The organism is Dermatophilus congolensis, from assembly GCF_900187045.1.
Lineage (GTDB): Bacteria > Actinomycetota > Actinomycetes > Actinomycetales > Dermatophilaceae > Dermatophilus > Dermatophilus congolensis.
The window spans coordinates 1,869,488-1,895,788 of sequence record NZ_LT906453.1 but is presented as its reverse complement, the minus strand read 5'-3'; the positions used below and the strand labels follow the sequence as shown (position 1 = coordinate 1,895,788).

General features: G+C 59.0%; 22 protein-coding genes and 1 tRNA gene. 5 read left to right on the top strand and 18 right to left on the bottom strand.

From position 1 onward, the window contains the following. Positions 1 to 220: 220 nt before the first annotated feature. The 8 genes from CKV89_RS08095 to gcvH all read right to left on the bottom strand — a co-directional run bounded on the left by CKV89_RS08095 (position 221) and on the right by gcvH (position 9,810). Positions 221 to 1,438, bottom strand: a complete 1,218-nt coding sequence (locus tag CKV89_RS08095) for a pyrophosphate--fructose-6-phosphate 1-phosphotransferase (protein WP_028326237.1) — start codon at positions 1,436 to 1,438, stop codon at positions 221 to 223. 56 nt (positions 1,439 to 1,494) lie between these two features. Further along, the gene (locus CKV89_RS08090; protein WP_197697043.1) at positions 1,495 to 3,225 is read right to left on the bottom strand and encodes a glutamate--cysteine ligase family protein; all 1,731 of its coding nucleotides are present in this window, start codon (positions 3,223 to 3,225) and stop codon (positions 1,495 to 1,497) included. A gap of 241 nt (positions 3,226 to 3,466) precedes the next feature. Beyond that, positions 3,467 to 6,400 (bottom strand): aminomethyl-transferring glycine dehydrogenase, encoded by a 2,934-nt coding sequence (gene gcvP / locus CKV89_RS08085; protein ID WP_051277032.1) that lies wholly within the window; start codon positions 6,398 to 6,400, stop codon positions 3,467 to 3,469. Positions 6,401 to 6,653: 253 nt separating this feature from the next. Then, a complete protein-coding gene (locus tag CKV89_RS08080; protein WP_051277030.1) occupies positions 6,654 to 7,250 on the bottom strand; it encodes a MerR family transcriptional regulator in 597 nt (198 codons plus the stop codon). Positions 7,251 to 7,407: 157 nt separating this feature from the next. Further along, complete coding sequence (locus tag CKV89_RS08075) at positions 7,408 to 7,917, bottom strand: bifunctional nuclease family protein (protein ID WP_028326234.1); 510 nt, start codon at positions 7,915 to 7,917, stop codon at positions 7,408 to 7,410. 79 nt (positions 7,918 to 7,996) lie between these two features. After that, on the bottom strand, positions 7,997 to 8,719 hold the full coding sequence (gene ftsR / locus CKV89_RS08070; RefSeq protein ID WP_028326233.1) for a transcriptional regulator FtsR: 723 nt from the start codon (positions 8,717 to 8,719) through the stop codon (positions 7,997 to 7,999). A gap of 2 nt (positions 8,720 to 8,721) precedes the next feature. Next, positions 8,722 to 9,168: an FHA domain-containing protein gene (locus CKV89_RS08065; RefSeq protein WP_034400345.1), complete on the bottom strand. Its 447-nt coding sequence runs from the start codon at positions 9,166 to 9,168 to the stop codon at positions 8,722 to 8,724. 255 nt (positions 9,169 to 9,423) lie between these two features. Further along, the gene (gcvH, locus tag CKV89_RS08060; RefSeq protein WP_028326232.1) at positions 9,424 to 9,810 is read right to left on the bottom strand and encodes a glycine cleavage system protein GcvH; all 387 of its coding nucleotides are present in this window, start codon (positions 9,808 to 9,810) and stop codon (positions 9,424 to 9,426) included. Positions 9,811 to 10,031: 221 nt separating this feature from the next. On the opposite strand from gcvH, the gene CKV89_RS08055 reads away from it, so the two are divergent. The 3 genes from CKV89_RS08055 to CKV89_RS08045 all read left to right on the top strand — a co-directional run bounded on the left by CKV89_RS08055 (position 10,032) and on the right by CKV89_RS08045 (position 13,763). Continuing rightward, a complete protein-coding gene (locus CKV89_RS08055; protein WP_028326231.1) occupies positions 10,032 to 10,691 on the top strand; it encodes a DNA-3-methyladenine glycosylase I in 660 nt (219 codons plus the stop codon). 394 nt (positions 10,692 to 11,085) lie between these two features. Further along, on the top strand, positions 11,086 to 11,943 hold the full coding sequence (ppk2, locus tag CKV89_RS08050; protein WP_028326230.1) for a polyphosphate kinase 2: 858 nt from the start codon (positions 11,086 to 11,088) through the stop codon (positions 11,941 to 11,943). A gap of 188 nt (positions 11,944 to 12,131) precedes the next feature. Next, entirely contained in the window at positions 12,132 to 13,763 is a 1,632-nt protein-coding gene (locus CKV89_RS08045) for a methyl-accepting chemotaxis protein (RefSeq protein ID WP_161626182.1), read from the top strand. A 56-nt stretch (positions 13,764 to 13,819) separates the two neighbouring features. Here the strand turns inward: CKV89_RS08045 and CKV89_RS08040 are convergent. Together CKV89_RS08040 and der are read right to left on the bottom strand one after the other, a co-directional pair. Next, a tRNA-Pro gene (locus CKV89_RS08040) sits at positions 13,820 to 13,893 on the bottom strand. 95 nt (positions 13,894 to 13,988) lie between these two features. Then, complete coding sequence (gene der, locus CKV89_RS08035) at positions 13,989 to 16,277, bottom strand: bifunctional cytidylate kinase/GTPase Der (RefSeq protein WP_034400342.1); 2,289 nt, start codon at positions 16,275 to 16,277, stop codon at positions 13,989 to 13,991. Between the two features lie 144 nt (positions 16,278 to 16,421). Here der and CKV89_RS08030 point away from each other — a divergent pair, with 144 nt between their 5' ends. Continuing rightward, positions 16,422 to 17,051 (top strand): DsbA family protein, encoded by a 630-nt coding sequence (locus CKV89_RS08030; RefSeq protein WP_028326228.1) that lies wholly within the window; start codon positions 16,422 to 16,424, stop codon positions 17,049 to 17,051. A 361-nt stretch (positions 17,052 to 17,412) separates the two neighbouring features. On the opposite strand, the gene CKV89_RS11880 is transcribed toward CKV89_RS08030, so the two are convergent. From CKV89_RS11880 to CKV89_RS07995, 8 genes are all read right to left on the bottom strand, one after another. Next, entirely contained in the window at positions 17,413 to 17,580 is a 168-nt protein-coding gene (locus CKV89_RS11880; RefSeq protein ID WP_154657543.1) for a hypothetical protein, read from the bottom strand. A 174-nt stretch (positions 17,581 to 17,754) separates the two neighbouring features. After that, entirely contained in the window at positions 17,755 to 18,699 is a 945-nt protein-coding gene (locus CKV89_RS08025) for a pseudouridine synthase (protein WP_028326227.1), read from the bottom strand. Positions 18,700 to 18,798: 99 nt separating this feature from the next. Further along, the gene (gene scpB / locus CKV89_RS08020; protein ID WP_231935359.1) at positions 18,799 to 19,443 is read right to left on the bottom strand and encodes an SMC-Scp complex subunit ScpB; all 645 of its coding nucleotides are present in this window, start codon (positions 19,441 to 19,443) and stop codon (positions 18,799 to 18,801) included. Beyond that, positions 19,440 to 20,330 carry a segregation and condensation protein A gene (locus CKV89_RS08015; protein ID WP_084440785.1) on the bottom strand — a complete coding sequence of 297 codons (891 nt, stop codon included), beginning with the start codon at positions 20,328 to 20,330 and terminating at the stop codon, positions 19,440 to 19,442. The genes scpB and CKV89_RS08015 overlap by 4 nt, the downstream gene beginning before the upstream one ends. 14 nt (positions 20,331 to 20,344) lie before the next feature. Continuing rightward, a complete protein-coding gene (locus CKV89_RS08010) occupies positions 20,345 to 21,226 on the bottom strand; it encodes a ParA family protein (protein ID WP_051277322.1) in 882 nt (293 codons plus the stop codon). 214 nt (positions 21,227 to 21,440) lie between these two features. After that, the gene (locus tag CKV89_RS08005) at positions 21,441 to 22,487 is read right to left on the bottom strand and encodes a site-specific tyrosine recombinase XerD (RefSeq protein ID WP_084440784.1); all 1,047 of its coding nucleotides are present in this window, start codon (positions 22,485 to 22,487) and stop codon (positions 21,441 to 21,443) included. Further along, the gene (gene hisS, locus CKV89_RS08000; RefSeq protein ID WP_028326224.1) at positions 22,474 to 23,856 is read right to left on the bottom strand and encodes a histidine--tRNA ligase; all 1,383 of its coding nucleotides are present in this window, start codon (positions 23,854 to 23,856) and stop codon (positions 22,474 to 22,476) included. Before hisS ends, CKV89_RS08005 begins: the two co-directional genes overlap by 14 nt. Beyond that, on the bottom strand, positions 23,853 to 24,557 hold the full coding sequence (locus CKV89_RS07995; RefSeq protein WP_084440783.1) for an MBL fold metallo-hydrolase: 705 nt from the start codon (positions 24,555 to 24,557) through the stop codon (positions 23,853 to 23,855). Before CKV89_RS07995 ends, hisS begins: the two co-directional genes overlap by 4 nt. A 164-nt stretch (positions 24,558 to 24,721) precedes the next feature. On the opposite strand from CKV89_RS07995, the gene CKV89_RS07990 reads away from it, so the two are divergent. After that, positions 24,722 to 26,224: a DUF349 domain-containing protein gene (locus CKV89_RS07990; RefSeq protein WP_231935358.1), complete on the top strand. Its 1,503-nt coding sequence runs from the start codon at positions 24,722 to 24,724 to the stop codon at positions 26,222 to 26,224. Positions 26,225 to 26,301: the final 77 nt, after the last annotated feature.

Genomic DNA, 26,301 nt, shown 5'->3' with positions numbered 1-26,301 from the left:
TCCTCAGTATGCGTTTCACAGCCGATCGTGCGGCCGTGCTGGAAAAGGCTTTGGATCTTGGCGGGTCCGCCTACCAGTCGTCCGCATCTGCCTGCATCTGAGGTGACGCCGTAATCATTTCGTGTCATAAAACCCCTGCTTGTTACGCAAATGGGGTCGATGCAGCAGTGAACCCCGCCTCGCTTAGCGAGGCGGGGTTCAGCATGAAAAAGATTAAATGTCAGCGCTTCTGGCCAATTTGGTCGAGCATTTCTACGTACCAATCCTGGGTCACGTCGAAGGCTTTGTGGCCCTTGATGCGGTCAAATTCGATCGCCCGCAATTCGTTATTTTTCTCTTCGTCGTGGCCAATAACTCCCGGAACGCCAGCCAAAGCTTTGCCGACAGCTAGGTCGGTCATGGAAGCGATGAGTTCAAGGTCATATTCGTTGGCTGCAGCGGAGCGGGCAAAGTAGCCAGACTTCTGCACTAGAACCTTCTCTGCACCCAGTAGCGCAGCGAACTGCTTACCGAACCATGCCCCTGGGTTGATTTCAGCCAAGCGCACGTGACCGAATGCGTCCCGAGGCACATCTGTTCCTTCAGCCTCCATGCGGGCCACGATGTCCTCAACACCGGCGCCTTCAGAGATGAACAAGTTAACGCAGCCCACCTCATCCATGACGGCCTTAAGGCGGGTTGCCTCGGCCTCGATGTCAATGTGAGCCTCAGGCACGTAGACGCCGTGAATATCCCACGCACGGCGGTCCAACCCAATTTCCGGAAGCCACTGGCGCGTGTCGAGCCAGTCACGGTATTTGCGTGCAGTTGCGCCGGTTAGCCAGCCACAGTTACGCCCCATCACTTCGTGAATGATGAGCATGCGCGCGTTGGCATTGTGTTCGCCAACAACATTGGCAGCGAACTGAGCACCGTACTGCGCCGCAGTGTCGGCACCCAGGGACTGGCGGACCGGGACGATGTCGTTGTCGATGGTCTTGGGCAGGCCCACCACTGTCAGCGGGTAGTCATTGGAGGCCAGGTGCGCAGCCAGGTCCGCTGCCGTGGTGTTGGTGTCGTCGCCACCAATGGTGTGCAGCACATCCACGCCATCTTCGGTCAGGCGCTTGGCTGCGAAGTCCAGCGGATCCACACCCTCAGGAACCAGCCCACGCTTGACGAGGTCAGCTGTGTTGGTCAACTTCACACGAGAGTTCCCGATCGGGGAACCACCGAAACCGTGTAGCAGGTGTGCGTTCTGACGCACCTGGTCAGTGATGGTGTAGAAGTCGCCACTGAGCAGGCCCTGATAGCCGTGCTTGTACGCGATGATCTCAACATCGGGAGCCACCTTCGAATACTTCTCGATGAGGCCACCGACAGCAGAAGACAAGCAGGGAGCAAATCCCCCGGCGGTGAGCAGAGCCACACGTTTCACGGACGCAGCGGTGTCTGACATGAACGAACCACTTTCGGGCTTGATGGACGTCGGTCAACTCGAGCCTAGTACGCCAATCACTCCGGTTTTACCGGCCCAGGCACAGCATGCGCGACAACCGGACCTTCCCTGCGTCGACTGCTCCCACCGGAACTGGGCATCTCAGCACCCTGATCGGCCAAGCTATCCATCGGTGGCAGCACTCCCCCACTGTGAGGGATGTCCCACGTATGCACCGGTTCACCCGTGCGCGCATTGGCCTGATACTGCAACGTCATAGACCGCAATGCCTCAGCACGAGACTGCCCACGAGACTCGAAAGCCTTCACTGCCTGCACCTGCCACACCGCCCCATTCGTGCGCGACAAACAGCGCCCCTCAATCACCCCCAAATACAGGTCGATAGCATCCTGATCTGCCCCCAAGCCACGCAGACCCGCCTCCGCGACAGGCAACAGCACATCAAGCACAAGCTGATCAGGTGTCACCCGCCCAATACCTGGCCAAAACATCTGCGCATCAAAACCATCCCGCGCACCGCGCAAAAAATTCGTCTCCGCGGCAGTGAAAGACAACTTGCTCCAAATAGGACGAGTCTGCCGAGAGAAAAACCGGGTAGCCCCGAAGAAAAACGCAGCATTAGCGACCATGTCAGCAGCAGTCGGTCCAGCCGGCAGTACCCGATTCTCCACACGCAGATGCGGAACTCCCCCAGCGGTGTCATAGATGGGACGGTTCCAGCGATAAATAGTGCCGTTGTGGAGCATTAACTCCTCCAACTGCGGAACTCCCCCAGCGGTGTCATAGATGGGACGGTTCCAGCGATAAATAGTGCCGTTGTGGAGCATTAACTCCTCCAACTGCGGAACTCCCCCAGCAGCCAACACCGCTTCTGGATCCTCATCGCTCATCTCTGGCAGCAGCGGCGGGAAATAGCGCACATTCGCCTCGAGCAGATCAAAGATCGAGGTAATCCAGTTATCACCAAAGTGCACGCGCGGATTCACGCCCTGGTTCACCAACTCCGCAGGCCGTGTATCCACCGCCTGCGTGAAAACCGGCACCCGCCCCTCTTGCCAAATCTCCGTGCCGAAGAAATACGGCGAATTCGCCCCAATCGCCACCTGAGCACCAGCAATCGCCTGCGCTGAGTTCCATGCCCGCGCGAAGTCACGCGGCGTCACCTGAGTGTGCAACTGAAACGACGTGCACGCCCCCTCAGGAGCAACAGTGGGCCACCCCATATGCAGGCGCTCGTGGGAAGGGCCCGTGATGTCCAAAACCACGTCTTCGCCTCGGGCGCGGATGATCGCATCATTCAACGCCTGGAACCGGCTAGATTCGGTCATCCACTCCCCCGCTAACTCTTCGGTAGTCAGCGTAGGAAGCAGACCGATGGGCAGCACACTGGCACCTATCGTGGCTGCTGCCCGGTTCACCTCTCCCATGGAGGCCCGCAGCTCAGCTCGGAGCCGGTGGAGCGCATCCCCATCTAACAGGCGGGGTTCGGCATTGACCTCCACATTGAACCGGGCTAGTTCAGGTACGACATCGATCCCCTCAGTGGCGTCGATGACAGCGAGGTTGTCGAACACGGCTTGACCGTTGGCGTCGATGAGGTCCAGTTCGAGCTCAACCCCAGTCATGGGGGTTTCTGCAGCGAAATCTGTTCCGGATAAAAGTTTTTCGAAAACATCCAGGTCAAGCTGCACCTTGGAGCGAAACCTGCCTGGTAAAGAAAAGTCCCACTCCGGTGACGTAATCTCACGACCCATACGGCTCAGAGCCTCCTCCAGCGGGGGTGACACAGACACACCGCACGCTACCGGCAGCACCTGCTGTTATCGCTACGGCGCACCCAGGGGAACGCATGCATTCTGGCGCCTACCACCTGTGAGTGCGCGCTCGCATCCTTAGTGCGCATAACGCGTATGGGGCTTGGCGGGAGCGTCAATAAGAACGCTTCGACCAAGCCCCATACATGCGTCTCGGAAAGTGAGACAGGATTGGGGGTGGAGGTTTCTCAACCTCCACCACACCACCTCAACCTCAGTCCTCGTAAGACTCCATCGGCGGGCACGTGCACACCAAGTTCCGGTCACCGAACGCGCCATCGATACGACGCACCGGAGGCCAGTACTTCGAAGCGGGGTCTACATTGCCTGGGAATACAGCCAACTCACGGCTATACGGGTGATTCCACTCCCCCGCGATGCTGGCAGCGGTGTGCGGAGCGTTACGCAGCACGCTCTCCTCCACAGCAACCTGGCCATCTTGGACCTGCTGAATCTCTGCACGGATAGCAATCATCGCGTCACAGAAACGGTCGAGCTCTTCCTTGTCCTCGGACTCAGTCGGCTCCACCATCAGCGTTCCTGCTACCGGGAACGACATCGTCGGGGCGTGGAAGCCGTAGTCGATAAGTCGCTTGGCCACGTCATCGACCGTCACTCCACTGTCATGGGTGAGCTTGCGCAGGTCGAGAATGCACTCGTGTGCCACGATCCCGTCATTGCTGTACAACACCGGGTACGAATCCCGCAGCCGCGCCGCAATGTAGTTAGCGTTGAGCACCGCACTGTAGGTGGCCTGCTTCAACCCCCGGCCGCCCATGAGGCGAATGTAAGCCCATGTAATCGGCAGCACGCCAGCCGAACCAAAAGGCGCCGATGCACACGGGCCAGAACCGGTCTGCGGGCCTGCGCTGGGGTCCAGTGGGTGGTTAGGCAAGAACGGAGCCAGGTGTGACTTCACACCCACCGGGCCAACACCAGGGCCGCCGCCACCGTGCGGAATCGCGAACGTCTTGTGCAGGTTCAAGTGGCTTGCATCTCCACCGAACTGGCCAGGCTTAGCCACACCCACTAGAGCGTTCATGTTCGCTCCATCGATGTAGACCTGCCCGCCTTCGGCGTGCACCAGCTCTGTCAACGTCGTCACCGTGTCCTCGTAGACACCATGCGTCGAGGGGTAGGTGATCATGATCGCTGCGACCTTGCCCGCGTGCTTGTCCAGCTTGGCTCGCAAATCCTCAAGGTCAATCTCGCCGCCCTCAGTGCTCTTGACCACGACCACCTTGAATCCGGCCATACCTGCGCTGGCGGCGTTGGTGCCATGTGCGCTGGAGGGGATGAGGCAGATATCGCGCTCACCCTCACCGCGAGAGGTGTGGTAGTCACGGATGGCGGTAAGGGCAGCCAGCTCCCCAGCAGCACCAGAGTTCGGTTGGAGAGTGAATGCGTCGTACCCAGTGATCTCCACCAGCCAGCGCTGCAGGTCGGTGATGATTTCACGGATACCTTGCGTCTGGTCCGCAGGTGCAAACGGGTGCAAATTAGCGAATTCGGGCCAGGTGACGGCTTCCATTTCCGTGGCCGCGTTGAGCTTCATCGTGCACGAACCCAGCGGGATCATGCCACGGTCAAGGGCGTAGTCCTTGTCAGAGAGTTTGCGCTGGTAGCGCAGCATCTGCGACTCCGAGTGGACAGTGTTGAAGGCCTCTGCTGTCAGGAAGGCTGAGGTGCGGGCAAAACTCTGGCCCCATTCCTGACTCAACGCAGCGGTCAGCTCTTTCCCTTCGGGCAGCAGGCCTGAGACGAGCTCGTCGACTTCTTCGGCGCTGACCTTAACCCCGAACGCGGACAGCAGCCGCGAGACAGTGTCACTGTCGGTGGTTTCATCGCAGCTGAGCAGGATCGTGTCGTCGTTGGCGCGCCAGACGTTGATGCCGTGGGCCACAGCCTTGAGCAGGATGTCTCCGGCGCCACCGGGGACCGAAACGGTCAAGGTGTCGAAGAAACGGTCAGTGGTGACGTTTACGCCAGCCGCAGTGAGTTTGTCTGCGATGACACGGGCGTGGGCATGCACCGTGGTAGCGATCTTCTTCAGCCCAGCAGGGCCGTGATAAACCGCGTACATGGAGGCAAGGATGGCCAGCAGAGCCTGCGCGGTGCAGATGTTGCTGGTGGCTTTCTCACGGCGGATGTGCTGTTCACGAGTCTGGAGAGCCAAACGGTTCGCTGGGTTGCCATCAGCGTCCACGCTGGTGCCGACTAGGCGGCCAGGCATGTTCCGCTCCAGGCCTTTACGCACCACCATGTAGCCGGCGTGCGGGCCACCAAATTGCATGGGCACACCGAAACGCTGCGAGGTGCCTACCGCGATGTCTGCGCCCCACTCACCGGGGGGCGTCATCAGCGTCAGCGCCAACAGGTCCGCCACCGCAGCCACAAGACCTTTACCTTCGTGGACAGCCTCAGCTAGAGCGGCGTAGTCACGGATCTGGCCACTAGCGCCGGGGTACTGGACGATGACACCGAAGACATCGTGGCCACCGGCAGCTTCCTTCAAAGAGGCAGCATCAGTGACGTCGCTGAGGTCGGCCTCAACAACAGTGATACCTACCGGCCAGCTACGCGTTTTGATAACCGACTTGGTTTGCGGGAACAGGTCCGCATCGACAACAACAACCGCGTCTTTGGCAGCTTTGCTGGCCCGACGCATCAACGTCACGGCTTCACCTGCGGCGGTTCCTTCATCAAGCAGGGATGCGTTCGCGATGTCGATGCCAGTGAGGTCGCTGCACATCGTCTGGAAGTTCAGCAGCGCCTCCAGGCGGCCCTGAGAAATCTCTGGCTGGTAGGGCGTATACGCCGTGTACCAGGCAGGGTTTTCCAGCACTCGTCGGCGGATCACGCTGGGCATGATCGTGCCGTAGTAGCCCAGACCGATCATCGAGTCCTTGACCGTGTTACGGGCGGCTTTCTCAGCCAGCTCAGCGAGAACAGCGTTCTCAGATGGGGCGGCTGGGATATTAAGGACGTCGTTGAACCGGATCTGTGAGGGCATCGTTGCATTGACGAGCGCATCGAGGTCACTAACCCCGATCGTCTGGAGCATCTGCTCCACGTCAGTGCTCGTGGGGCCGATGTGGCGTCCAACGAAAGCCGAAAGCTCGCCGGTGCGGTTGGAATCGGTGCTCAAGGCAATTCTCCTGCCTGCTGACTCGTGCACCGACGGTCACTGGCGCCGGTGCTCCGTTTGTCGATGTCGGGTCGTTGGAACACCGGTGGGTGAGTCATCGGCGAATACCGACGGCGTGTGCTCACCTGCGAGGCCCCCACGATCACCCTGGGATTTTTTTGACACTAACATTGGCGTCTCCACCTGCGGATCCAGACGCGGATGGACACAAGGCCACGTTACCTGCATCACAAGCGACGTGTGCCCCTGCGGGTCAACCGGTTTTGCGGGCCTCGCGGCGGGCAGAGAGCTCATCAATGGCTGGTTCGGTTGGTGCCGCCGGTTCACCGAGGCGCTCGACCGGCAGATCAGCAAGGTCACCCTCGACCTCACGCCACACCCGACCAATAGCGATACCGAACACACCCTGACCGCCTTGGAGAAGGTCAATGACCTCATCGTTGCTGGTGCATTCGTACACGGTGGCCCCATCACTCATGAGGGTGACCTGCTCAAGAACGTGAATACCGCGTTGGCGAAGAGCATCGACAGCGTTCCGGATTTGCTGGAGCGAAACCCCTGTGTCTAGCAGCCTTTTCACTACTTTGAGGACGAGGACGTCGCTGAAGCTATAAAGACGCTGACTGCCAGATCCGGCGGCGCTGCGCACTGAAGGCTCTACCAAACCAGTGCGTGCCCAGTAATCCAGCTGCCGGTAGGTGATTCCTACAGCTTTGCAGGCGACGGGTCCACGGAACCCAGCATCTGTGGGAAGTGACTGCGGTTCCTCGGTGGAAACCTGTTCCGGGATCGGGGCCGAGGGAAGGGTGAGGGCCGGTTCGGTGCCCGGCATTTCAATGTCCTTACCCATAGGGCCTCCTGGTCAATGGTGGCCCAGATGATGCTTCGCTGGAGTGCTTCGCGCCGGGCCGACTCTTCGAAAGTACGGACACCTCCAGCGAGGGTCAACGATAACGATGCTCGTCAACGGCACGTGTCGCGGTTTATTGCATGCAAACGGCAGTGTTCTACTTCGGGTCCAGGTCATCCCCTGCAGGTTCTTCAGGGCCACCTTCAGTGTCGAAGTCTTCGGGAGAAACGTTGTCGAGGAACTCCCTGAATTTTTCAACCTCGTCGTCACGGTCGTCATCGACGATGACTCCCGCCTCATCCATCACCTCATCAACCACGCGGATCGGTGATTCTGTTCGCAACGCTAAAGCGATCGCATCAGAGGTGCGTGAGCTCACTCGCACGCCATTGCTGAAGATGAGGTCGGCGTAAAAAACCTTGTCTTCGAGCTTGACGATTTGCACCTCGTTAAGAAGAACGCCAAGGCCAGTGATGACATCTCGCAGCAGGTCATGAGTTAAGGGGCGGGGTGGTTCAACGCCTTGTTGAGCGAAAGCGATCGCAGCAGCTTCCGCAGCACCAATCCAGACAGGTAAGTAACGGTCCCCCTCGCGTTCACGCAGGAGAACAATAGGTTGATTGGTAGGGGTTTCCACTCTTACGCCGAGCACATCGAGGTCACGCACTCCTCCAACCTATCGCGATTCGCTCCCAAGATGGCCAGGGCAAGCATCGATGTCTCGCTCGTTCGGGCCAAGGGAACCTTCAGGAGTGACGTGAGCGCGCCACTCCGGCCTGCACTAATGCGGCATGGAGGGTGAGGAATTCGTGCAGCATTTCCCCCAGACGTTCTTCACCGCTGTCATCGTCGTGGCGGGGATTGAGTTGTTGCGCCAGCCCTACTTCACGTTCAGCAGCGGTGCGGAATGTCCTCAAATGGCGAGGCTCAAGCCCGTAAGAAGCCAGCACTGCCGCTGAAGTAGCAACAGGGATGGCGTAACCGTCGACGTGTCCAGCCTCGTCAGGGACGATAAGGCCGTATCCGACAAGAGACTCGATGTAGGCCTCTGAGGTGTGCGCAGACTGAGCTAACTCAGCCAGAGTGATGCGCAGTTTGCTTGGTGGAGTGAGGAGTTCTGCTGCGCCGGGAACGGAAGGGGGCTCCACAGGTGGAGCAGTGGGAGTCGAGCCGAGCGTAGGAGCAGGCTCCAGCCCTCGATCCATCGCATCGAGGGCTTCCCTGATGACCTTCAGTGGCCAAAAATTGTCGCGTTGAGCACGCAGGATGTACCGGATGCGCTCCACATCAGAGGTGCGGAAGTGTCGATATCCGGAAGGAGAACGGGCAGGGGTCACCAGCTGCTTGGACTCCAAGAACCGGATTTTGCTGATCGTGAGATCCGGGAATTCCTCGGATAGCAGATCAACAACCGCGCCGATCGTGAACGAATCTCCTTTACTCGTTTCCTCGTGCTCTGCACCGGACACGGTCAGATCTCATCCTTGGCGAGGAAAAGAAGACGGAACTTGCCAACCTGAACCTGGTCTCCGCTGCGCAAAACCGCAGAGTCGGTCATTTCTTGGTTCACGTAGGTTCCATTGAGAGAAGCGACGTCACGAACGTGGAAGAAACCGTCCTTGTACTCGAAAATTGCGTGCCGTCGAGAAACAGTGACGTCATCGAGGAAGATGTCGCTGTCTGTGTGGCGTCCCACAGTTGTCACGGCAGAGTCGAGCAGGAAACGCGCTCCGCGGTTAGGGCCGCGCAGGACGATGAGCAGGGCAGTTCCTGGACGGAGAGCCTCGGCAGTGGTGCGGTCTTCGTCTCGGAGGCCGTAGTCGACGTCAGTGCTGTCCGGGATATTTATGCCGGTGAACTGCATGGTCGCAGGGTCGGTGCGTGGGGCTCCGAAATTCTGCGGGGTGCTGTCGCTCACGACATGCTCCGTTCGCGTCCGGCCCGCATGTGCGGGCTCTGTTCTCTGGTCAAATCACGGCGTGCAAGCCGCTGCCCGATGAACACATCACTGTGTGCCCCACCGGAACTACAAACCCTAGAGCATGAATCGAGGTTCGGGTGGAAGAAGAGCCACGTGCCCACCCCGACCTCACAAGAAAAGTTCAGAAGACTGTGAGAAAGGGAAGGGACCGGACCCCTCGGGGATAGCCCCCGAGGGTAGATCCCACCAGAATCAGTCGAGCATCTCTTTGTATGCCGCTGCATCGAGAAGGTCAGCCGTGGCATCCGCAGAAGCAAGCTTGACCTCAAAGATCCAGCCCTCTCCGTACGGGTCGGAGTTAAGCAGCTCCGGGCTCTCGTCCAGCTTCTCGTTCACTGCCGTGACTTCACCGCCCACAGGGCTGTTGACGTCACTGACTGACTTGGTGGACTCAACCTCAGCGGCTGCGCCATCGACCTCGACCTCGTCACCAATGTTGGGGACGGACACGTAGACGATGTCACCAAGGGCATCCTGGGCGAACGAAGTAATGCCGACGCGGGCGACACCATCAGTGATGCTGACCCACTCGTGGTCCGTGGTGTACTGCAAGTTCTCGGGGTAGACGAGATCGCTCATGACTCTCCCTTTGACGCCGTGAACGCCGGTGCGTCCACGTAGGTGGGGTTTCGGGTGACACCAAGGTATACGGATCTGCCGCTGCTTTCGTACCGGTCGCGCGAGGAGATAAAAAGCTTCCGCATACAGAGCCTATGCCAGCAAGAAAGCAACATTGCCTAAAATGAGGGAGCATGGCAGCTGACACCCACGACGGGCTGACTGTCCGTCGATACGTCCCCATCACTCCCAGTCCCGACCTTGTCACCGGAGAAGACGGACTGGCACGGACACCCTGGGCTTACGGCAGCGAAGCACTACTGACGTACTACGACACTGAATGGGGAATGCCTGTACGCGACGAAAGAGGCATGTTCGAGCGGCTATCGCTAGAAGTTTTCCAAGCAGGACTTTCCTGGGAAACCATCCTTCGCAAACGCGAATCATTCCGCCGCGCATTCGACAACTTCTCCCCCGACTCAGTCTGCGCATTCGACGACGTCGACATCGAACGGCTGGTGAATGACCCTGCAATCGTGCGGCATCGCGGAAAAATCATGGCAACGCTCACCAATGCCCGCGCCACCTGCGCACTGCGCGGACGAGTACTCATTCACGAAACACGGCCAGCCACAGTTACTCCCGAACCAATCGAAGGAGGGCAAGGACTCGCCGAACTGGTGTGGTCCTACCAACCACAGGAAACCCCTGAACCCTTCCGCCTTAACGAAATCCCCTCCGAATCAAACGAATCAGCCGCCCTATCGGCTGTGCTGAAGAAAAACGGATTCCTGTTCGTTGGCCCCACATCTATGTATGCCCTCATGGAAGCAGTCGGCATCGTCGACACCCACCTGGTGGGCTCCCATCGCCGCGGCGCCTCCGGGGTGTGGAGATCGTGACCGAAAATCGTATAGAAATCGTGACCTTAAATACAGGAAACCCCTAGGACAAACACGGAATTGCGACAGATACGTCAGCCATTCTTCTCATATGCAGATCACTCAATTGCTCGTACAAGCAACCGTGCTTGTCGGGATTGCGCTTATCGCCCTGCTGGCCATCGTGCCGCTGTGGCTTAAGCACACAGGAGAACGTGACGACACCTGAGTTCGGGGGCCAATGATGTGCACTAACAGCATCCAGGTACCCGTCACCATCTCCGCAGCTCTTCCCGATTTCACGGTAGGGGAATGAACCGAGCACTCCCCCATGGGGACGTCCGCGTACCGCCGATCACGCAGACGTCCCCATCCTGCGGTCATAAGCATCTACGAGCCTAGGTACAGTCCCTCTATGTCGACGAATGAGGGCACCGCAAAAACACACCGAAACAAACCTGTCAAGCTCAACAAAAAAGCCTACGAAAAAGAACTACGCCGCCTGCAAACCGAACTCGTCGCATTTCAACAATGGGTGATAGAAAACGGCGAACGCGTACTCCTCATCTTCGAAGGCCGCGACGCCGCGGGCAAAGGCAGTGCCATCAAACGCATCACCGAATACCTCAACCCCCGCCACACCCGCGTCGTAGCCCTACCTGCACCCACCGAACGCGAAAAAACACAGTGGTACTTCCAGCGGTACATCACCCACCTGCCCGCAGCGGGAGAAATAGTCATCTTCGACAGGTCCTGGTACAACCGCGCCGGAGTAGAACGCGTCATGGGATTCTGCACCGACGCCGAATATCAGAGGTTCCTCCACCAAACCCCCGACTTTGAACGCATGCTCGTCGAAGATGGCATCCTCCTGCTCAAATACTGGTTCTCCGTCTCCGACGAAGAACAACAAACCCGCTTCCGATCTCGCGCAGCCGACCCCATGCGCCGCTGGAAACTCTCCCCCATGGACGTCGAATCCATCAACCGATGGGAAGACTGCTCCCGCGCAAAAGACGCCATGTTCGCAGCCACTGACCTACCCGGAGCCCGCTGGATCACCATCGAAAGCGAAGACAAAAAACGATCACGCATCAACGTGATCAACGACATCCTCACTCGCATCCCCTGGAAACACCTCGCACCCCACGAAATCACTATCCCCACACGCCCCGCAGCCACAAGCAAGAACTACACCCGCCCAGACCGCTCCACCTTCCTCTACGCCACCGACGTCGCCGCCAACCTCGAACGCCATCCCAAAAACCACTAAACCCCTGGCCCAGTCCCGCTTTCGAGCAGGACTGGGCCATAGGTGCACTCACAATCTGCCCCCACACGCCGATGAGGAAGGCACCGCCTTGCACAGGTGGTCAACCAGGTACGCCGCAACGCACCCCCCACCCATGCGGCGCACCACATGCCACGAATCGGAGCCTCGCCTTGTCCACCGACGCACACTTGACCACCGAAGCAACCGGCAAAAAACCCATCAGCATCACCGTCAAGATCGCGCTCGTTGGACTCGTTGGACTCATTGGGGCCCTCCTCATTGGCGGCGCCGCCCTGTTGGCAATACGGCAGATCAGCAACGCCAACGAAGAACAAAACACAGCGCTGCATGTCGAAAAAGCCGCCTTGGGCATGCAAGCCCACAATCTAGATGTCTCCGGCTGGCAACTCGGTGTTCTTGGTGACGTATACCGCCTCGGCGCCAAACGCGCACTCAGCGGCGAAGACGCCTACAACGCCAAAGGCTTCGACAAAGCCCGTGCCTCTTTAGAAGCAGACCTCAAAGCCTTCCCCCGAGCAGACCTCACCGACGAGGAACGAAAACACCTCGACACCGTCGAAGCAGGCTACAAAGAGTTCTTCGACGCCGAAGCTGAAGTGCGCACACTGTACGCCACTGAAAACAGAGCCAAAATCGATCAAGCGGCTGGTGAAATCAACGGCGGAAAAGCCGGACAAGCCTTCACAAAAATCGCTGACGCCTCCGATGCCCTCGCCGCTTCAGCAACCGCTCGCGCTACCGCGTTGAGCGAACAAAAAACTTCGGTGATCGCCTTCGTCCCCTGGATCATCATCGGTATCACCATCGTCCTGGCCGGATTTATCGCTCTGTCTGCCCGCATAATCGCCCTACCCATCGCGCGATCACTGCACTCAGTCCGCGACTCACTCATCGCGATTTCCCGCAGTGACCTCACCGTGCCAGCAGCCATCACCACCCACGACGAAGTCGGTGAAACTGCCCGCGCACTGGAGCACACCCGCACCGCGATGATCAGCATCATCACCCGCGTCATGCAAGCAACCCAAGATGTCGCGGATAACGCCCAGAACCTCACCTCACTGTCCCAGAACGTGGGGGCCGACGCAGCCAACAGCTTCTCCGAACTGGATTCCACTGCTCGCGAAGCCAGCAGCGTCGACAAAAACATCCAAACCGTCGCGGCAGGCACCGAGGAAATGACCGCCTCAATCCGTGAGATCGCAAAATCCACAAACGATGCTGCCGCCATCGCCGCCCAAGCCGTGCAGGTCGCCGAAACCGCAAACGCAGCCGTCACCCAACTCGGCACAAGCTCAGCCGAAATCGGCGAAGTCGTCAAAACGATCACCGGAATCGCTGAACAAACCAACCTGCTGGCCCTCAACGCCACCATCGAAGCCGCCCGCGCCGGAGAAGCAGGCAAAGGCTTCGCTGTTGTAGCCAATGAAGTCAAAGACCTCGCCCGAGAAACCAGCCAAGCCACCGAAAACATCGGACGTCGCGTCGAAACCATCCAAAACGACACCCACGCCGCTGTGAGCGCCATCAATGAAATCGCAAGCATCATCGCCCAGATTCACGACTCCCAGGGCACCATCGCCTCCGCCGTCGAAGAACAAACAGCCACCACCAACGAAATGAGCCGCAGTGTCAACGACGCCGCCCGCGGAGCCGGAAGCATCGCCCAGAACGTCGAACGCACCGCCCAGTCATCCCGCAGCACTTCTGGCACCACCGAACGGATGTCTGAAGAAATCACACGACTGGTCGACAGCAGTGCCAGCTTGCGCGAACTCGTTAGTCACTTCCGCGTCTAAAAACTCACCAAAACACAAGAAACCGGACCTGAAAACCAGGTCCGGTTTCATTCACGTCGGGACGACAGGATTTGAACCTGCGACCCCTTGACCCCCAGTCAAGTGCGCTACCAAGCTGCGCCACGTCCCGTGAACAGGGAAAACATTACCCCATCCTCGCCGCGAGTACCGAATCCGCTGCTCACGCGCCTACGCGCACCACCAAAGCAGCGGACCCAGCACCCATCACTTCTCTTTACGGCGACGTTTCTCCTTCACTCGCACCGAAATCTCAATCGGGCTACCCACAAAGCCGAACTCCTCACGCAACCTGCGCTCCAAGAAACGGCGATATCCCGCCTCGATAAAACCATTAGCAAACAACACAAAACGCGGCGGACGTGTCGAAGCCTGCGTCGCGAACAAAATACGCGGCTGCTTACCACCACGAACCGGGTGCGGATGTGCAGCAACAATCTCACCCAACAACGCATTCAACCGACCCGTCGGAACCCGCGTATCCCACGAAGCCAACGACTGCTCCAACGCAGGAACCAACTTCTGCACATGCCGCCCCGTCAACGCCGAAGCATTCACCCGCGGAGCCCACGCGATCTGCACCAGCTCGCGCTCAATCTCCCGCTCCAGGTAGTAGCGACGCTCCTCATCAATGAGATCCCACTTGTTATAAGCGATCACCACAGCACGACCGGCATCAACAACCTGCTGAACGATCCGAATGTCCTGCTCGCTGATGGGGTCATGCGCATCAATCAACACCACCGCGACTTCAGCCTTCTCCAAGGCCGTACGGGTACGCAACGACGCATAAAAATCCGCGCCGCGAGTCAGATGAACACGACGACGAATACCAGCAGTATCAACGAAACGCCACGTCGTCCCACCCAACTCAATGAACTCATCCACCGGATCACGCGTCGTGCCCGCCACGTTATCGACGACCACACGCTCCTCACCAGCCAGACGGTTCAACAAACTCGACTTACCCACATTCGGGCGCCCCAACAATGCCACCCGGCGCGGCCCCCCACGCCGATACGCACCCTCAACCTGAGATTCCTGCGGAAGCACACCCATCAGCGCCTCCAACGCATCACCAGTCCCCCGGCCATGCAACGCCGAAACAGGCCACGGCTGCCCCAACCCCAACGACCACAACGCGGCAGCATCAGCCTCACCACGCATGTCATCAACCTTGTTCGCCACAAGAACCACAGGCTTGCCCGAACGGCGCAACAACCGCACAACCGCCTCATCGGTGTCCGTAGCCCCCACCGTGGCATCAACCACAAACAGCACTGCGTCACACAAGCCCACCGCAATCTCGGCCTGCTCAGCTACCCGCAGATGAATCCCCGTGGCATCAACCTCCCAGCCACCGGTATCCACCAGAGTGAACTTCGTTCCCGCCCACTCCGCGTCATACGCGACACGGTCACGCGTCACCCCAGGAACATCCTCCACAACCGCCTCACGACGCCCAATGATGCGGTTCACCAACGTGGATTTACCCACATTCGGGCGCCCAATCACCGCCACCACCGGCGCGGCACCCTCACCGTCCTCCTGCGCATCCGGATCGAACTGACCATCAACCAAAGCCAAGTCAGCATCATCAAGATCGAACTCTTCCAAACCAGCACGAAGAGCGCGCGCTACACCCGCATCCTCATCAGTGTCCTCACCCCGAGGCAACGAACCTGAAGCACCCTCAGGAACGTACACAACCTCCACGCCAGAAGAATCAGCATCCTGCGCCACGCCATCAGCGCCGGCAGCATCGAACTCGTAGATGCCGTCATCATCACTATCACCGATGAAATCAGCCTCAGAAGCAACAATCGCCACCACCGCACGCACCGAACCCTCGTAATCAAGATCAGTGGTGTCCAACAACGTCACCCCAGGAGCAGGCTCAACAAACGACGTCACCGCCGAATCCTGCGCATCCCGACCAACAACCTCCGCACGCGTGCGATCCGTCACCACCGAATCGCCACCAGAAAGCTCCGCCTCCTGCGTCGCCCGACGCTGCAGACGCGCCTGCTCACTAGCAGTAAGCAAAATCCGCACCGTCGCATCCGGAGCAACCACCGTAGTGATATCCCGCCCCTCAGCAACCACTCCCCCATCAGCAGCACACTCAGCCATAATCGCGCGCTGACGAGCAATCAACTCCTCCCGCACCGCAGGGATAGCCGCCACCTTCGAAACCACACCAGAGACCCGAGAAGAACGAATCTCCTGCGAAACATCAACACCATCAACAAACACCGCCGGCGCACCCGGATCGGTAACAATCTCCAAAGGCAAATCCCGAGCCGCCGCGCCCACCGCAGCAACATCCTCAAAATCAATGCCCTTATCCAGGCAGAACCAAGCCAACGACCGATACATCGCCCCCGTGTCCAGATAATCGATACCGAACATGGCGGCCACCTCACGGGACACGCTGGACTTACCAGTTCCGGAAGGGCCGTCGATAGCGATGACCAGGGGCTCGTTCTTACTCATTACTACAGCCTAACGGCCCCGCACCTTAAGCCACGACCCAGCCCGCACCCAGAACCCACCCACCCACGCACCCCTCGATACTGTGGGAGCCAACTAACCACCCACAGAGCCTCGACGTGAGCTCACGACGAAAGATCTACACCCATGACCAACAACGTAACCATGTGGTTCGACGTCGCCTGCCCCTACGCCTGGATGACCTCACGGTGGCTCAAAGACGTACAAAAAGTACGAGACATCACCCTCACCTTCCGCCCCATGTCCCTAGACATCCTCAACCGCACCAACGACATCGACGAAGAATACGCACGAAAAATGCAGGCAAACTCCGGTCCCGCCCGCGTCTTCGCTGCCGTTCACCACACCCAGCCAGACAAAATCGACGACCTCTACACCGCGATGGGCACCCTCATCCACATCAACGGCGAAAACAACAAAGAAGGCTACGGCGCCTACGACAACGTCATCCGCCAAGCCCTGTCCATCGCCCAGCTCGACCCCACCCTCGCTGAAGCCGCCAACAACGACGCCTACACTCCCATTCTCGAAAAACTTCACAACGAAGCCATGGACGCCGTCGGAGAAGACAGTGGCTGCCCCATCGTCAAATTCGCAGACACACAAGCCTTCTTCGGACCCGTCATCACCGACAACCCCGGTGGCGAAGAAGCCGGAAAAATCTACGACGCCTTCAACGCCATCGCAGCCTTCTCGTCCTTCTTCGAAATGAAACGCGCCCGCACCCAAACCCCGCAGCTACCCGGCTGGAAATAAAACCAACCACCCCCCGCGAGATCCCTCGGCGGGGGTGGTTCATACACCCGCTACCACGCCGCGACAACGCCGAACCCAGCAGCCCAACCGCATCCGGCTGCACAAAAACCTCAGCCAAACCCACCGGAGGACCAACCTCGTGCTCTAACCGCACATCCGCCACATTGACACCTTCCTGACCAACCTCAGGCAGCAGCCGCCCCAACGCTGTAGGTCGCGGGCTACGGCCCGGGCAGTCATGACGACGTTGAGGTGGACTTCGGTCGCGGCGCGCTCAGCCCGCGGGTTGGCTACAGCGCGTGACCCTGCACTGACGGGGAACTCGACCGATGGGGCCGAAGGAGAAGGGAATCAGTGCCTCTCACCAGAGCCCATACCCCCGCAGGATGGCAGGCACGAAGGCGCCGATGGCAGCGCACGCCAACGCAGCGGTCGGGTTGTGCGCGCTGAAGTGCAGCCACAGAGCCGCAGCGAGAAGCATGACACTCAGCACGGCCGAAATACAGTGACGCATGACAGCGGAGGTCACGAGAAGCGTTCTTTCTTAATCGCGCACGCTGGGCCTATGAATCCGATTCATCATCGTGGTCATGACTTGGCGTCCTATCGCTCAGGTGTCCTGATGCAATGACATAGCCACAGCGCCCCAACGCCAAACCAACACTGGCGCCAATCAGCTCCGTGTCAACAAGGTGAACACGTCTCACAAACCCGCCGCCGCGTACAGGTCAGCGATCTCCTTACCATTCAACTCACGCAACCGGCCACTCTTTTGGTCACCCAAACGAATCGGCCCCACCGCAATACGCGTCAACGTCAACACCGGGTGGCCCACCGCATCCAACAAACGACGCACCACGTGCTTCTTGCCCTCATGAAGCACAACCTCAACCAACGCCTTACCCGGAGTCGAATCAATCAACTTAAACGAATCGACCTGAACCAGGCCCTCCTCCAACTCCACACCCTCACGCAAACGACGCCCCAAATCCCGAGGAATTGGCCCCGGCACCGAAGCCACATACGTCTTCGCCACCTCATAACTCGGGTGCTGCAACCGATGTGCCAATTCACCATCATTGGTCAGCAACAACAAGCCACTGGTATCAGCGTCCAAACGACCAACATGGAACAACCGCTCCTGCCGGTTAAACAACATGTACGAAATATCCGGACGCCCGAACTCATCATCCATCGACGACACCACACCAACAGGCTTATTCAACGCGTAATACGAACGCGAAGAATCCAAATTGATGTACTGACCATCCACCCGCACACGCCGAGCCAACGGATCAATCCGAATACCCAGCTCCGTAACAATCTGGTCATCAACCTCCACCCGGCCTTGCTCAATCAACGCCTCACACGCCCGACGCGACCCCACCCCCGCGCTAGCCAACAACTTCTGCAAACGCACCCCGTCCGGATCGTGAACATCCACCACCGGAGCGTGATTTTCCCGCGGAGCTAACTGATCCGGACGCAAATCACCACGCCCCCGACGCGGCTGCTTCACCGCCTTGCGGCCAGTCTTCGCAGACGCAGCACGCCCCCCGCCAGAACTCTTCTTCGGGTAGCCGGAGCCACGCTTAGGTCCCCCCGACCCACCACTACGCCGTGCTCCACTGCCGCTACGCCCACTCATCCTGAAATCCCTACTCCATCGACAACAAACAACCGCACCCCGACACAAACGGGACGGCACTGACAAACAAAGACGCAGCACTCACCGCGCTGCACAAACTCACCGATCCGCGGCAGACTCCACATCCAACGCCATATCGAGACGATCAGTGACCTCCTCGACCTCCGGAAGATACGGCGCCAAAGGAGGCAAATCATCCAACGATCCGACCCCCAACCGATCCAAAAAAAATGGCGTCGTCCCATACAGCACCGCGCCGTGCTCCGGATCCAAACCCATCTCGGTGATCAACCCTTTAGACAAAAGAGTACGCACAACACCATCGACGTTCACACCACGCACAGCGCTGATGCGGGCCCGAGAGACAGGCTGCCGATACGCAATGATCGCCAACGTCTCCAACGCAGCCTTCGTCAACCGCGCCCTAGCCCCCTCCAAAACAAACTTCTCAACCGCTGGCCCCAACTCCGCCCGAGAATAAATACGCCACCCAATCTCAGTGCACCGCAAAGAAAACCCACGCCCCTGAGAGTCATACTCATCCCGCAACTCCTTCAGCGTCGCCTCCACACGCTGCGAAGAGGCCGACAATGCCGAAGACAACTGCTCCACCGTCACCGGCTCCTCCACCACCATGACAACTGCCTCCAACGCAGCCTTCAAACCACCCGGCAACTCATCAACAACAAAATCCTCACCCTCAACATCCTTGCCCCCAACCCCCTCAACAGCCTCAACACTCACGCGCACTCCTCCTCAAACTCATCAAACGACGACAAAACCACCCCATCAGCACAGGCATCCTCCGCCTCACCCGTCCAGCGAACCCGCAACACCCCCAACGCCGCATCCTGCACAAAATCCACCGACGCCGAGCGGAACAACTCCAACAACGACAAAAACCTCGCCACCACCACCAAAGTCGACTCCGCATCGACAACCAAATCATCAAACGACACCTCACCCCCATCCCGAACCCGCTCAGCCACAATCGCAGCCTGCTCAGCCACCGACACCGACGGCTGATGCAAATGCTCCGTCGCCACCACCGGCGCAGCCTTAGGCGTCATCGCCCCGGCAGCCACTGCCGCGAAACGCTCCGCGGAAATCCCCAACACAAGCTCAGGAACCAAACCAGAAACCAACGGATCCACCCCCGGACGCCGAGGCTCAGCACGACCCTCAGCACCCATCCGCTCAGCAATCCACTCCGACATCTCCTGATACGCCCGATACTGCAACAAACGCGCAAACAACAAATCCCGCGCCTCAATCAGCGCGAAATCCTCCTCATCTTCAACCTCAGGGGTCGGCAACAAACGCGACGCCTTAATATCAAGCAAAGTTGCCGCGACTAAAAGAAACTCCGAAGCGACATCAACATCCCAATTAGGGTCAGCCGCCTGCATCGCCCGAATGTGAGCAATAAACTCATCCGTCACGCTCGCAAGAGCGATCTCAGTGATATCCAGCTTGTGTTTACTAATTAACCCCAACAACAAATCAAAAGGCCCATTAAAAACATCCAAATGCACCTCAAAAGACGGACGTTCACGCCGCGTAAGCACACCACCAGGAGCCTGCTGCCCTGATTTCACGCTCTCACGGGGGGCGCGAGAACTACTCCCCATGCCTGATACGCCGCTCAGGGGGCATCCCCACGCCAAATCAACTCACGCGCCAGCTGGCGGTAAGCCTCACTGCCACCATGCGAAGGCGCATACGCCGTAATAGGCTCCGCAGCCAACGTCGCATCAGGGAACTTCACCGTCCGTGCAATAACCGTGTGAAACACCTTCTCATCAAAATGCCCCACAACACTGCGGACCACTTCACGACTATGCAACGTGCGACCGTCATACATCGTCGCCAAAATCCCATCAATCTTCAGACGCGGATTCAACCGATCAGCAACCTTGTCAATCGTGTCCACCAACAAAGCCACACCGCGCATCGCGAAAAACTCCGTCTCCAACGGAATAATCACACCATGGGCTGCCGTCAACGCATTCACCGTCAATAGACCCAACGACGGCTGACAATCAATAAGAACCACGTCATAGTCATCCACAATCGGACGCAAAATCCGCGAAAGAACCATCTCCCGCGCCACCTCACCAACGAGCTGAACCTCAGCCGCTGACAAATCAATATTCGCCGGAACCAAATCCATATTCGGATTGCTCGTCGACTGCACGACATCACGCACATCGTGCCCCTTCTCAATGAGAAGGTTATAAATCGTCATATCAAGATCATGTGTCGGCACCCCCAGCCCCACCGACAACGCACCCTGCGGATCAAAATCCACCAATAACACACGCCGGCCCAACTCGGCTAACGCCGCACCCAAATTGATCGACGTAGTCGTCTTCCCAACCCCACCCTTCTGATTACACACCGCGATAATCCGCGCCGGACCATGCCGATGCAAAACCGCAGGCGTACCAAAATCTGGCAAGACACGACCAGTCAGATCAACCGTACCCACCCCCACACACTCACTGCCGGGCAGCGGCTCATCCATCACGGCCTCCGGCGCATCCGACCGACTGAGGAAATCGGAACCAGCTGGGGAACTCATCCGTTCGCCCTCCTTCGACACGGCATCACGGCCACCACCATCGATAGCGTTTCGCCACGACCCTACCAGGGCAATTCACCCCGCACCCGGCACCTGAACAAGCGAATTGAGCGCGCGCCCCAAATAACTCACCCAACACCACCGCCTAAACAGCCCATCAGGAAAAACGAGCCCGCGGATGTGCTCCCGCATACACCTCCTGCAACCGCGCCATCGACACCTTCGTGTAAATCTGCGTCGTCGTCACACTCGAATGCCCAAGCAACTCCTGAACCACACGCAAATCAGCACCCCCATCGAGCAAATGCGTCGCAAACGAATGCCGCAACGTATGCGGACCAATCCCCTCGGGCAACCCTGCCCGCTGCGCAGCACCCGTAATCACCCCCCACGCCAACTGCCGAGAAAGACGCTTACCCCGACTATTAAGAAACACAGCTGCACCAGGGCTGCTCCCCCCAGGAGTTCCCCCACGCGCCCTCGCCTCCACCAGCACAGGACGACCACGCCTCACATACGCCTCCAACGCCTCAACCGCATACCGACCCAACGGAACTACCCGTTCCTTATCACCCTTACCTCGCAGACGAACAGACCCCTCCTCAAAATCCACCCCATCCACATCCAACCCAGTCGCCTCAGACACACGCGCCCCCGTGCCATACAAAAACTCCAACAAAGCACGGTCACGCAACCCCAACGCAACATCCGAGGCCGAACCATCACCCACAACCGCAACAGCCTGCAATAATCGCGCCACCTCATCCACCGACAACGCCTTCGGCAACCGTGCCGGCGGCGCAGGAGGCTGCACCGACACCGCCGGATCATCCACACACCACCCCTCAGCCGCCCCATACGCATGCAAACCGCGCACCGCCGCAAGAATCCGCCCCGTCGAAGCCAGCGAAGACACCCGCCCCAACTCGCCCTGCCGCAACGCAGACACAAAATCAACCACATCCGCGGTATGTACATCCCGCAGCAACTGCACCCCACGCCCACCCAAAAACTCCACGTACTTACCCAAATCCCGCCGATACGCAGTCAACGTATTCGACGCCAACCCCCGCTCAACCCGCAAATGATCCAGCCACACCCGCACCGCCCGCTCCACCGACGGCACACGCCCAGGGAGGAGGACATGCTCATCCCCCTCCCCAGAACGCTCAATAGGCCCCGTTTGCAGGTCAGGCCCCCTCAATCACTCGGGCAGAAACAATCGGGCGCGCATCTTCCGCCGCTGGAGACCACGACTGCGCCTGCGCTGGCACCTGCTCCCCGCTGCGAATATCCTTCACCGAATCCGGCGCAACTACGCCATCTTCGCCCTCCGCACCCAAGAACCACACAAACGGAATACCCCGACGATCCGCGTACTTAATCTGCTTGCCGAACTTCGCAGCCTTCGGCGCAACCTCGCACGCGATACCCCGCGACCGCAATGCCGCAGCAACACCCATCGCCCGCGAACGATCCTCATCCTGATTCAACGCAATCAACACACACGTCGTCGTCGGACGCGAAACCACCACATCACCATCAGCAAGCAGCTTCGCAACCAACCGCGAAACACCAATCGAAATACCCACACCCGGATACGTCGTCCGCCCATCAGAAACCAACGAGTCATACCGGCCACCAGAACAAATCGACCCATACGACTCATGCCCAATCAACTGCGTTTCATACACAGTGCCCGTGTAGTAATCCAACCCCCGCGCAATACGCAGATCCGCAGCCACCACACCCGGAGCCTGCTGCGCAGCAACCTCCACCACCGCAGCCAACTCCTCAAGACCGCTATCCAACGTCGGGTGCTCCACACCCAACTCACGCACCCGATCCACAAACGACAAGTCCGTCGAACTGATCTGAGCCAACGCCAAACACTTATCCGCCTGCTCCGCGGACAGGCCAGCTTCCACCAGCATCGCCACCATAGCCTCAGGCCCCACCTTGTCGATCTTGTCGACAATCCGAAGAACCGTCACCACCTGCTCAGCAGCAATCCCCAACCCCAAATAAAAACCCTCGGGAATCTTCCGGTTATTTACCTGAACCCGGAACGGCCCCATCGGCAACTTACTAAACGCATCAACAATCACCAGAGGCATCTCCGCCTCATAGTGGAACGGCAGCTCCCCTGCCCCCACCACATCAATATCCGCCTGCACAAACTCACGGAACCGGCCATCCTGCGGCCGCTCACCCCGCCACACCTTCTGAATCTGATACCGACGGAACGGGAACTGCAACTTGCCCGCGTTCTCCAACACATACCGCGAAAACGGCACCGTCAAATCAAAGTGCAAACCCAACCGGCGAGACGGATCCACCTCATCGGCATCACCAGGATCAGCACTCAACCGAGAAACACCATAAATCTCTTTATCTGCATCACCGCCCTTACCGAGCAGCCGTGACACCGGCTCCACCGCACGTGTCTCAATATTCGCGAAACCATGCAACTGAAACGTCTCAGCGATCACAGACAACACATGCTGCTCAACCAAACGGTCGGCAGGAAGAAACTCCGGAAAGCCGCTAATCGGCGTCACCTTCATACTCATGAGTGCAGTCCTTGCAGGTAGGGGTTGGTCAATCTCTCATGCCCGATCGTCGTTGCTGGACCATGACCAGGCAACACAAGCCCAGAATCAGACTGCGCCAGCACAATCTCACGCAGCGTCCGCTGCATCAACTGGCCATCACCACCAGGCAAATCAGTGCGGCCAATACTCCCAGCAAACAACACATCACCACTAAAAATTGTGTGATCCACCTCAACATCAGCCGCCAACCCCTGCGGCACCCCAGAAAAACGGAACAACACCGACCCCTCCGTATGCCCCGGAGCATGCACAACCTCAAACTCCAACCCAGCCAACGACACCACCTGCCCACCGTCGACCTCAACCACATCCTGCGGCTGCACCCACTGCACCCCAAACCCCAACTGCTGCTCCACCATCGACAACAAATCCGCACTCAACGCTAACGCCGGATCCGCCAACCGATACCGATCCGCCCCATGAATCCGCACCGGAGCCCCCACCTGCTGCGACAACACCGGCAACGAATACGTGTGATCCAAATGCCCATGCGTGGCCAACAACCCCACCGGACGCAACCGATACCGATCCACAACCTCACGCAGCTGACCCTCAACCCCAAAACCAGGGTCAATAACGAGACACTCCTCACCCTTATCCGGCGCAACAACAAAACAATTAGTGCCAAAAGCCTGCGCAGAAAAACCCACAACGAACACCCCATCACCCTAGCCCCCTCCAGCCAATACGCAGCAGCCCGCCCCCACCAATCCCCCGTGACACACGCCCCATAACCCCCACTAGGCCCCAACCAGATGACCGCTCCACGCCAAACCGTGCGTATCGTGGTAGGCGACGTTTCCATCGAACCGGCATCAAGCCGGTGTCTACGAAGAATGAGGCCATCGCCGTGTCCGACATCGACAAGAGCGCTCCCGCTACCGAGCAGTCCGAGAACACCACTGCGGAAACACCTGTCTCGGAAAACACCAACGAGGCAGCGCAAACCCCTACCCCCTCGCCTGAAGCGCCGAAGGAAACCGCACCCGAAGAAGTGGCAACCCCCGCCACCGCGGTCACCTCCCCAGCACTCCAGCCCGGGATCGAGGGCATGCCGACCACACTATCCACCGGCGATGCCGCCTCCTTCGGCCGCGTCGACGAAGACGGCACCGTCTACGTCCGCACCCCCGAAGGCGAACGCCCCGTGGGCTCCTACCCCGGCGCCACCGCAGAAGAAGCAATCGCCTACTTCGCCCGCAAATTCGACGAAGTCGCAGCAGTAGCAGACTTGCTCTACCAGCGAGTCACCCAAACCGACCTCGCCGCCAAAGAAGCCCAAGAAGGCCTCAACCACCTTCGCCAAGCTGTCAAAGACCTGCACGCCGTCGGCGACCTCGTCGCCCTCGACAACCGCATCGAAACCATCGCAACCGCGATCGAAGCGCGCAAAACCGTCGAAAACGAACAACGAGCCATCGCCCGCGCCGAAGCCATCGCCCGCCGCGAAGAAATTGTCACCGAGGCCGAAAAAATCGCCGCCCAGCCCGAAAACAAAATCCAGTGGAAGCAGTCCAGCGCCCGCATGCGCGAACTGCTCGACGAATGGAAGACAGCACAGCGGCAAGGCACCCGCATTGACCGTGAAACCGAACAAGGCCTCTGGCAGCGCCTGTCCTCCTCACGGAACTCTTTCGACAAGATGCGCCGCGTCCACTTCGCCCAGCTAGGGCAAGAACAAGCCGCAGCCAAAGCACGCAAAGAAGAGCTCGTCACCGAAGCTGAAAAGCTCAAAGACAGCACAGACTGGGGAGCCACTGCAGGGGCCTACAAACGCCTCATGGACCGCTGGCGCCAAGCAGGCCGGGCTTCCCGCTCCGACGACGACGCTCTGTGGAAGCGATTCAAAGCAGCCCAGGACGCATTCTTCGACGCCAAAGATGCCGTCAGCGCCGCCGAAGAAGAACAGTTCAAAGCCAACCTCGTCGTCAAAGAACAACTCCTCGAAGAAGCCAACAAGCTTCTGCCGGTCAAGAACGTCGAGAAAGCTAAAGCTGCACTACGCGTCCTGCAAGACAAATGGGACGCTGCAGGCAAAGTTCCACGCGCCGACATCGACCGCATGGAAAAAGGCATGCGTCGCGTAGAACAAGCCATCCGCGAAGCCGGAGACAAGAAGTGGGCATCCAGTAACCCCGAGGTCGTCGCCCGCGCGGCCAGCCTCGCAGCCCAGGCAGAAGAACAACTTGCGAAATACCGCAAGGCCCTTGCCCGCGCCGAAGAAAGCGGCGACGCTGCCAAAATCGCCAAGGCACGCGAAGCCCTTGAAGCGCGCGAACAATGGCTGAAACAAGCACAAGCTGGACTCGCCGAATTCGGACGCTGATCAGCTAAAACAACCACATAGATGTAAGTAGTGCGGGTTATCTCCAATGGATAACCCGCACTACTTACGTCACAGCC

Coding starts and splice junctions, on each gene's coding strand:
- CKV89_RS08030 (WP_028326228.1), top strand. CDS start 16,422: ATGACCAACAACGTAACCATGTGGTTCGACGTCGCCTGCCCCTACGCC.
- der (WP_034400342.1), bottom strand. CDS start 16,277: ATGAGTAAGAACGAGCCCCTGGTCATCGCTATCGACGGCCCTTCCGGA.
- CKV89_RS08025 (WP_028326227.1), bottom strand. CDS start 18,699: ATGAGTGGGCGTAGCGGCAGTGGAGCACGGCGTAGTGGTGGGTCGGGG.
- CKV89_RS08080 (WP_051277030.1), bottom strand. CDS start 7,250: ATGGGTAAGGACATTGAAATGCCGGGCACCGAACCGGCCCTCACCCTT.
- CKV89_RS08010 (WP_051277322.1), bottom strand. CDS start 21,226: ATGGATGAGCCGCTGCCCGGCAGTGAGTGTGTGGGGGTGGGTACGGTT.
- gcvH (WP_028326232.1), bottom strand. CDS start 9,810: ATGAGCGATCTCGTCTACCCCGAGAACTTGCAGTACACCACGGACCAC.
- hisS (WP_028326224.1), bottom strand. CDS start 23,856: ATGAGTATGAAGGTGACGCCGATTAGCGGCTTTCCGGAGTTTCTTCCT.
- CKV89_RS08015 (WP_084440785.1), bottom strand. CDS start 20,330: ATGGGGAGTAGTTCTCGCGCCCCCCGTGAGAGCGTGAAATCAGGGCAG.
- CKV89_RS08095 (WP_028326237.1), bottom strand. CDS start 1,438: ATGTCAGACACCGCTGCGTCCGTGAAACGTGTGGCTCTGCTCACCGCC.
- ppk2 (WP_028326230.1), top strand. CDS start 11,086: ATGTCGACGAATGAGGGCACCGCAAAAACACACCGAAACAAACCTGTC.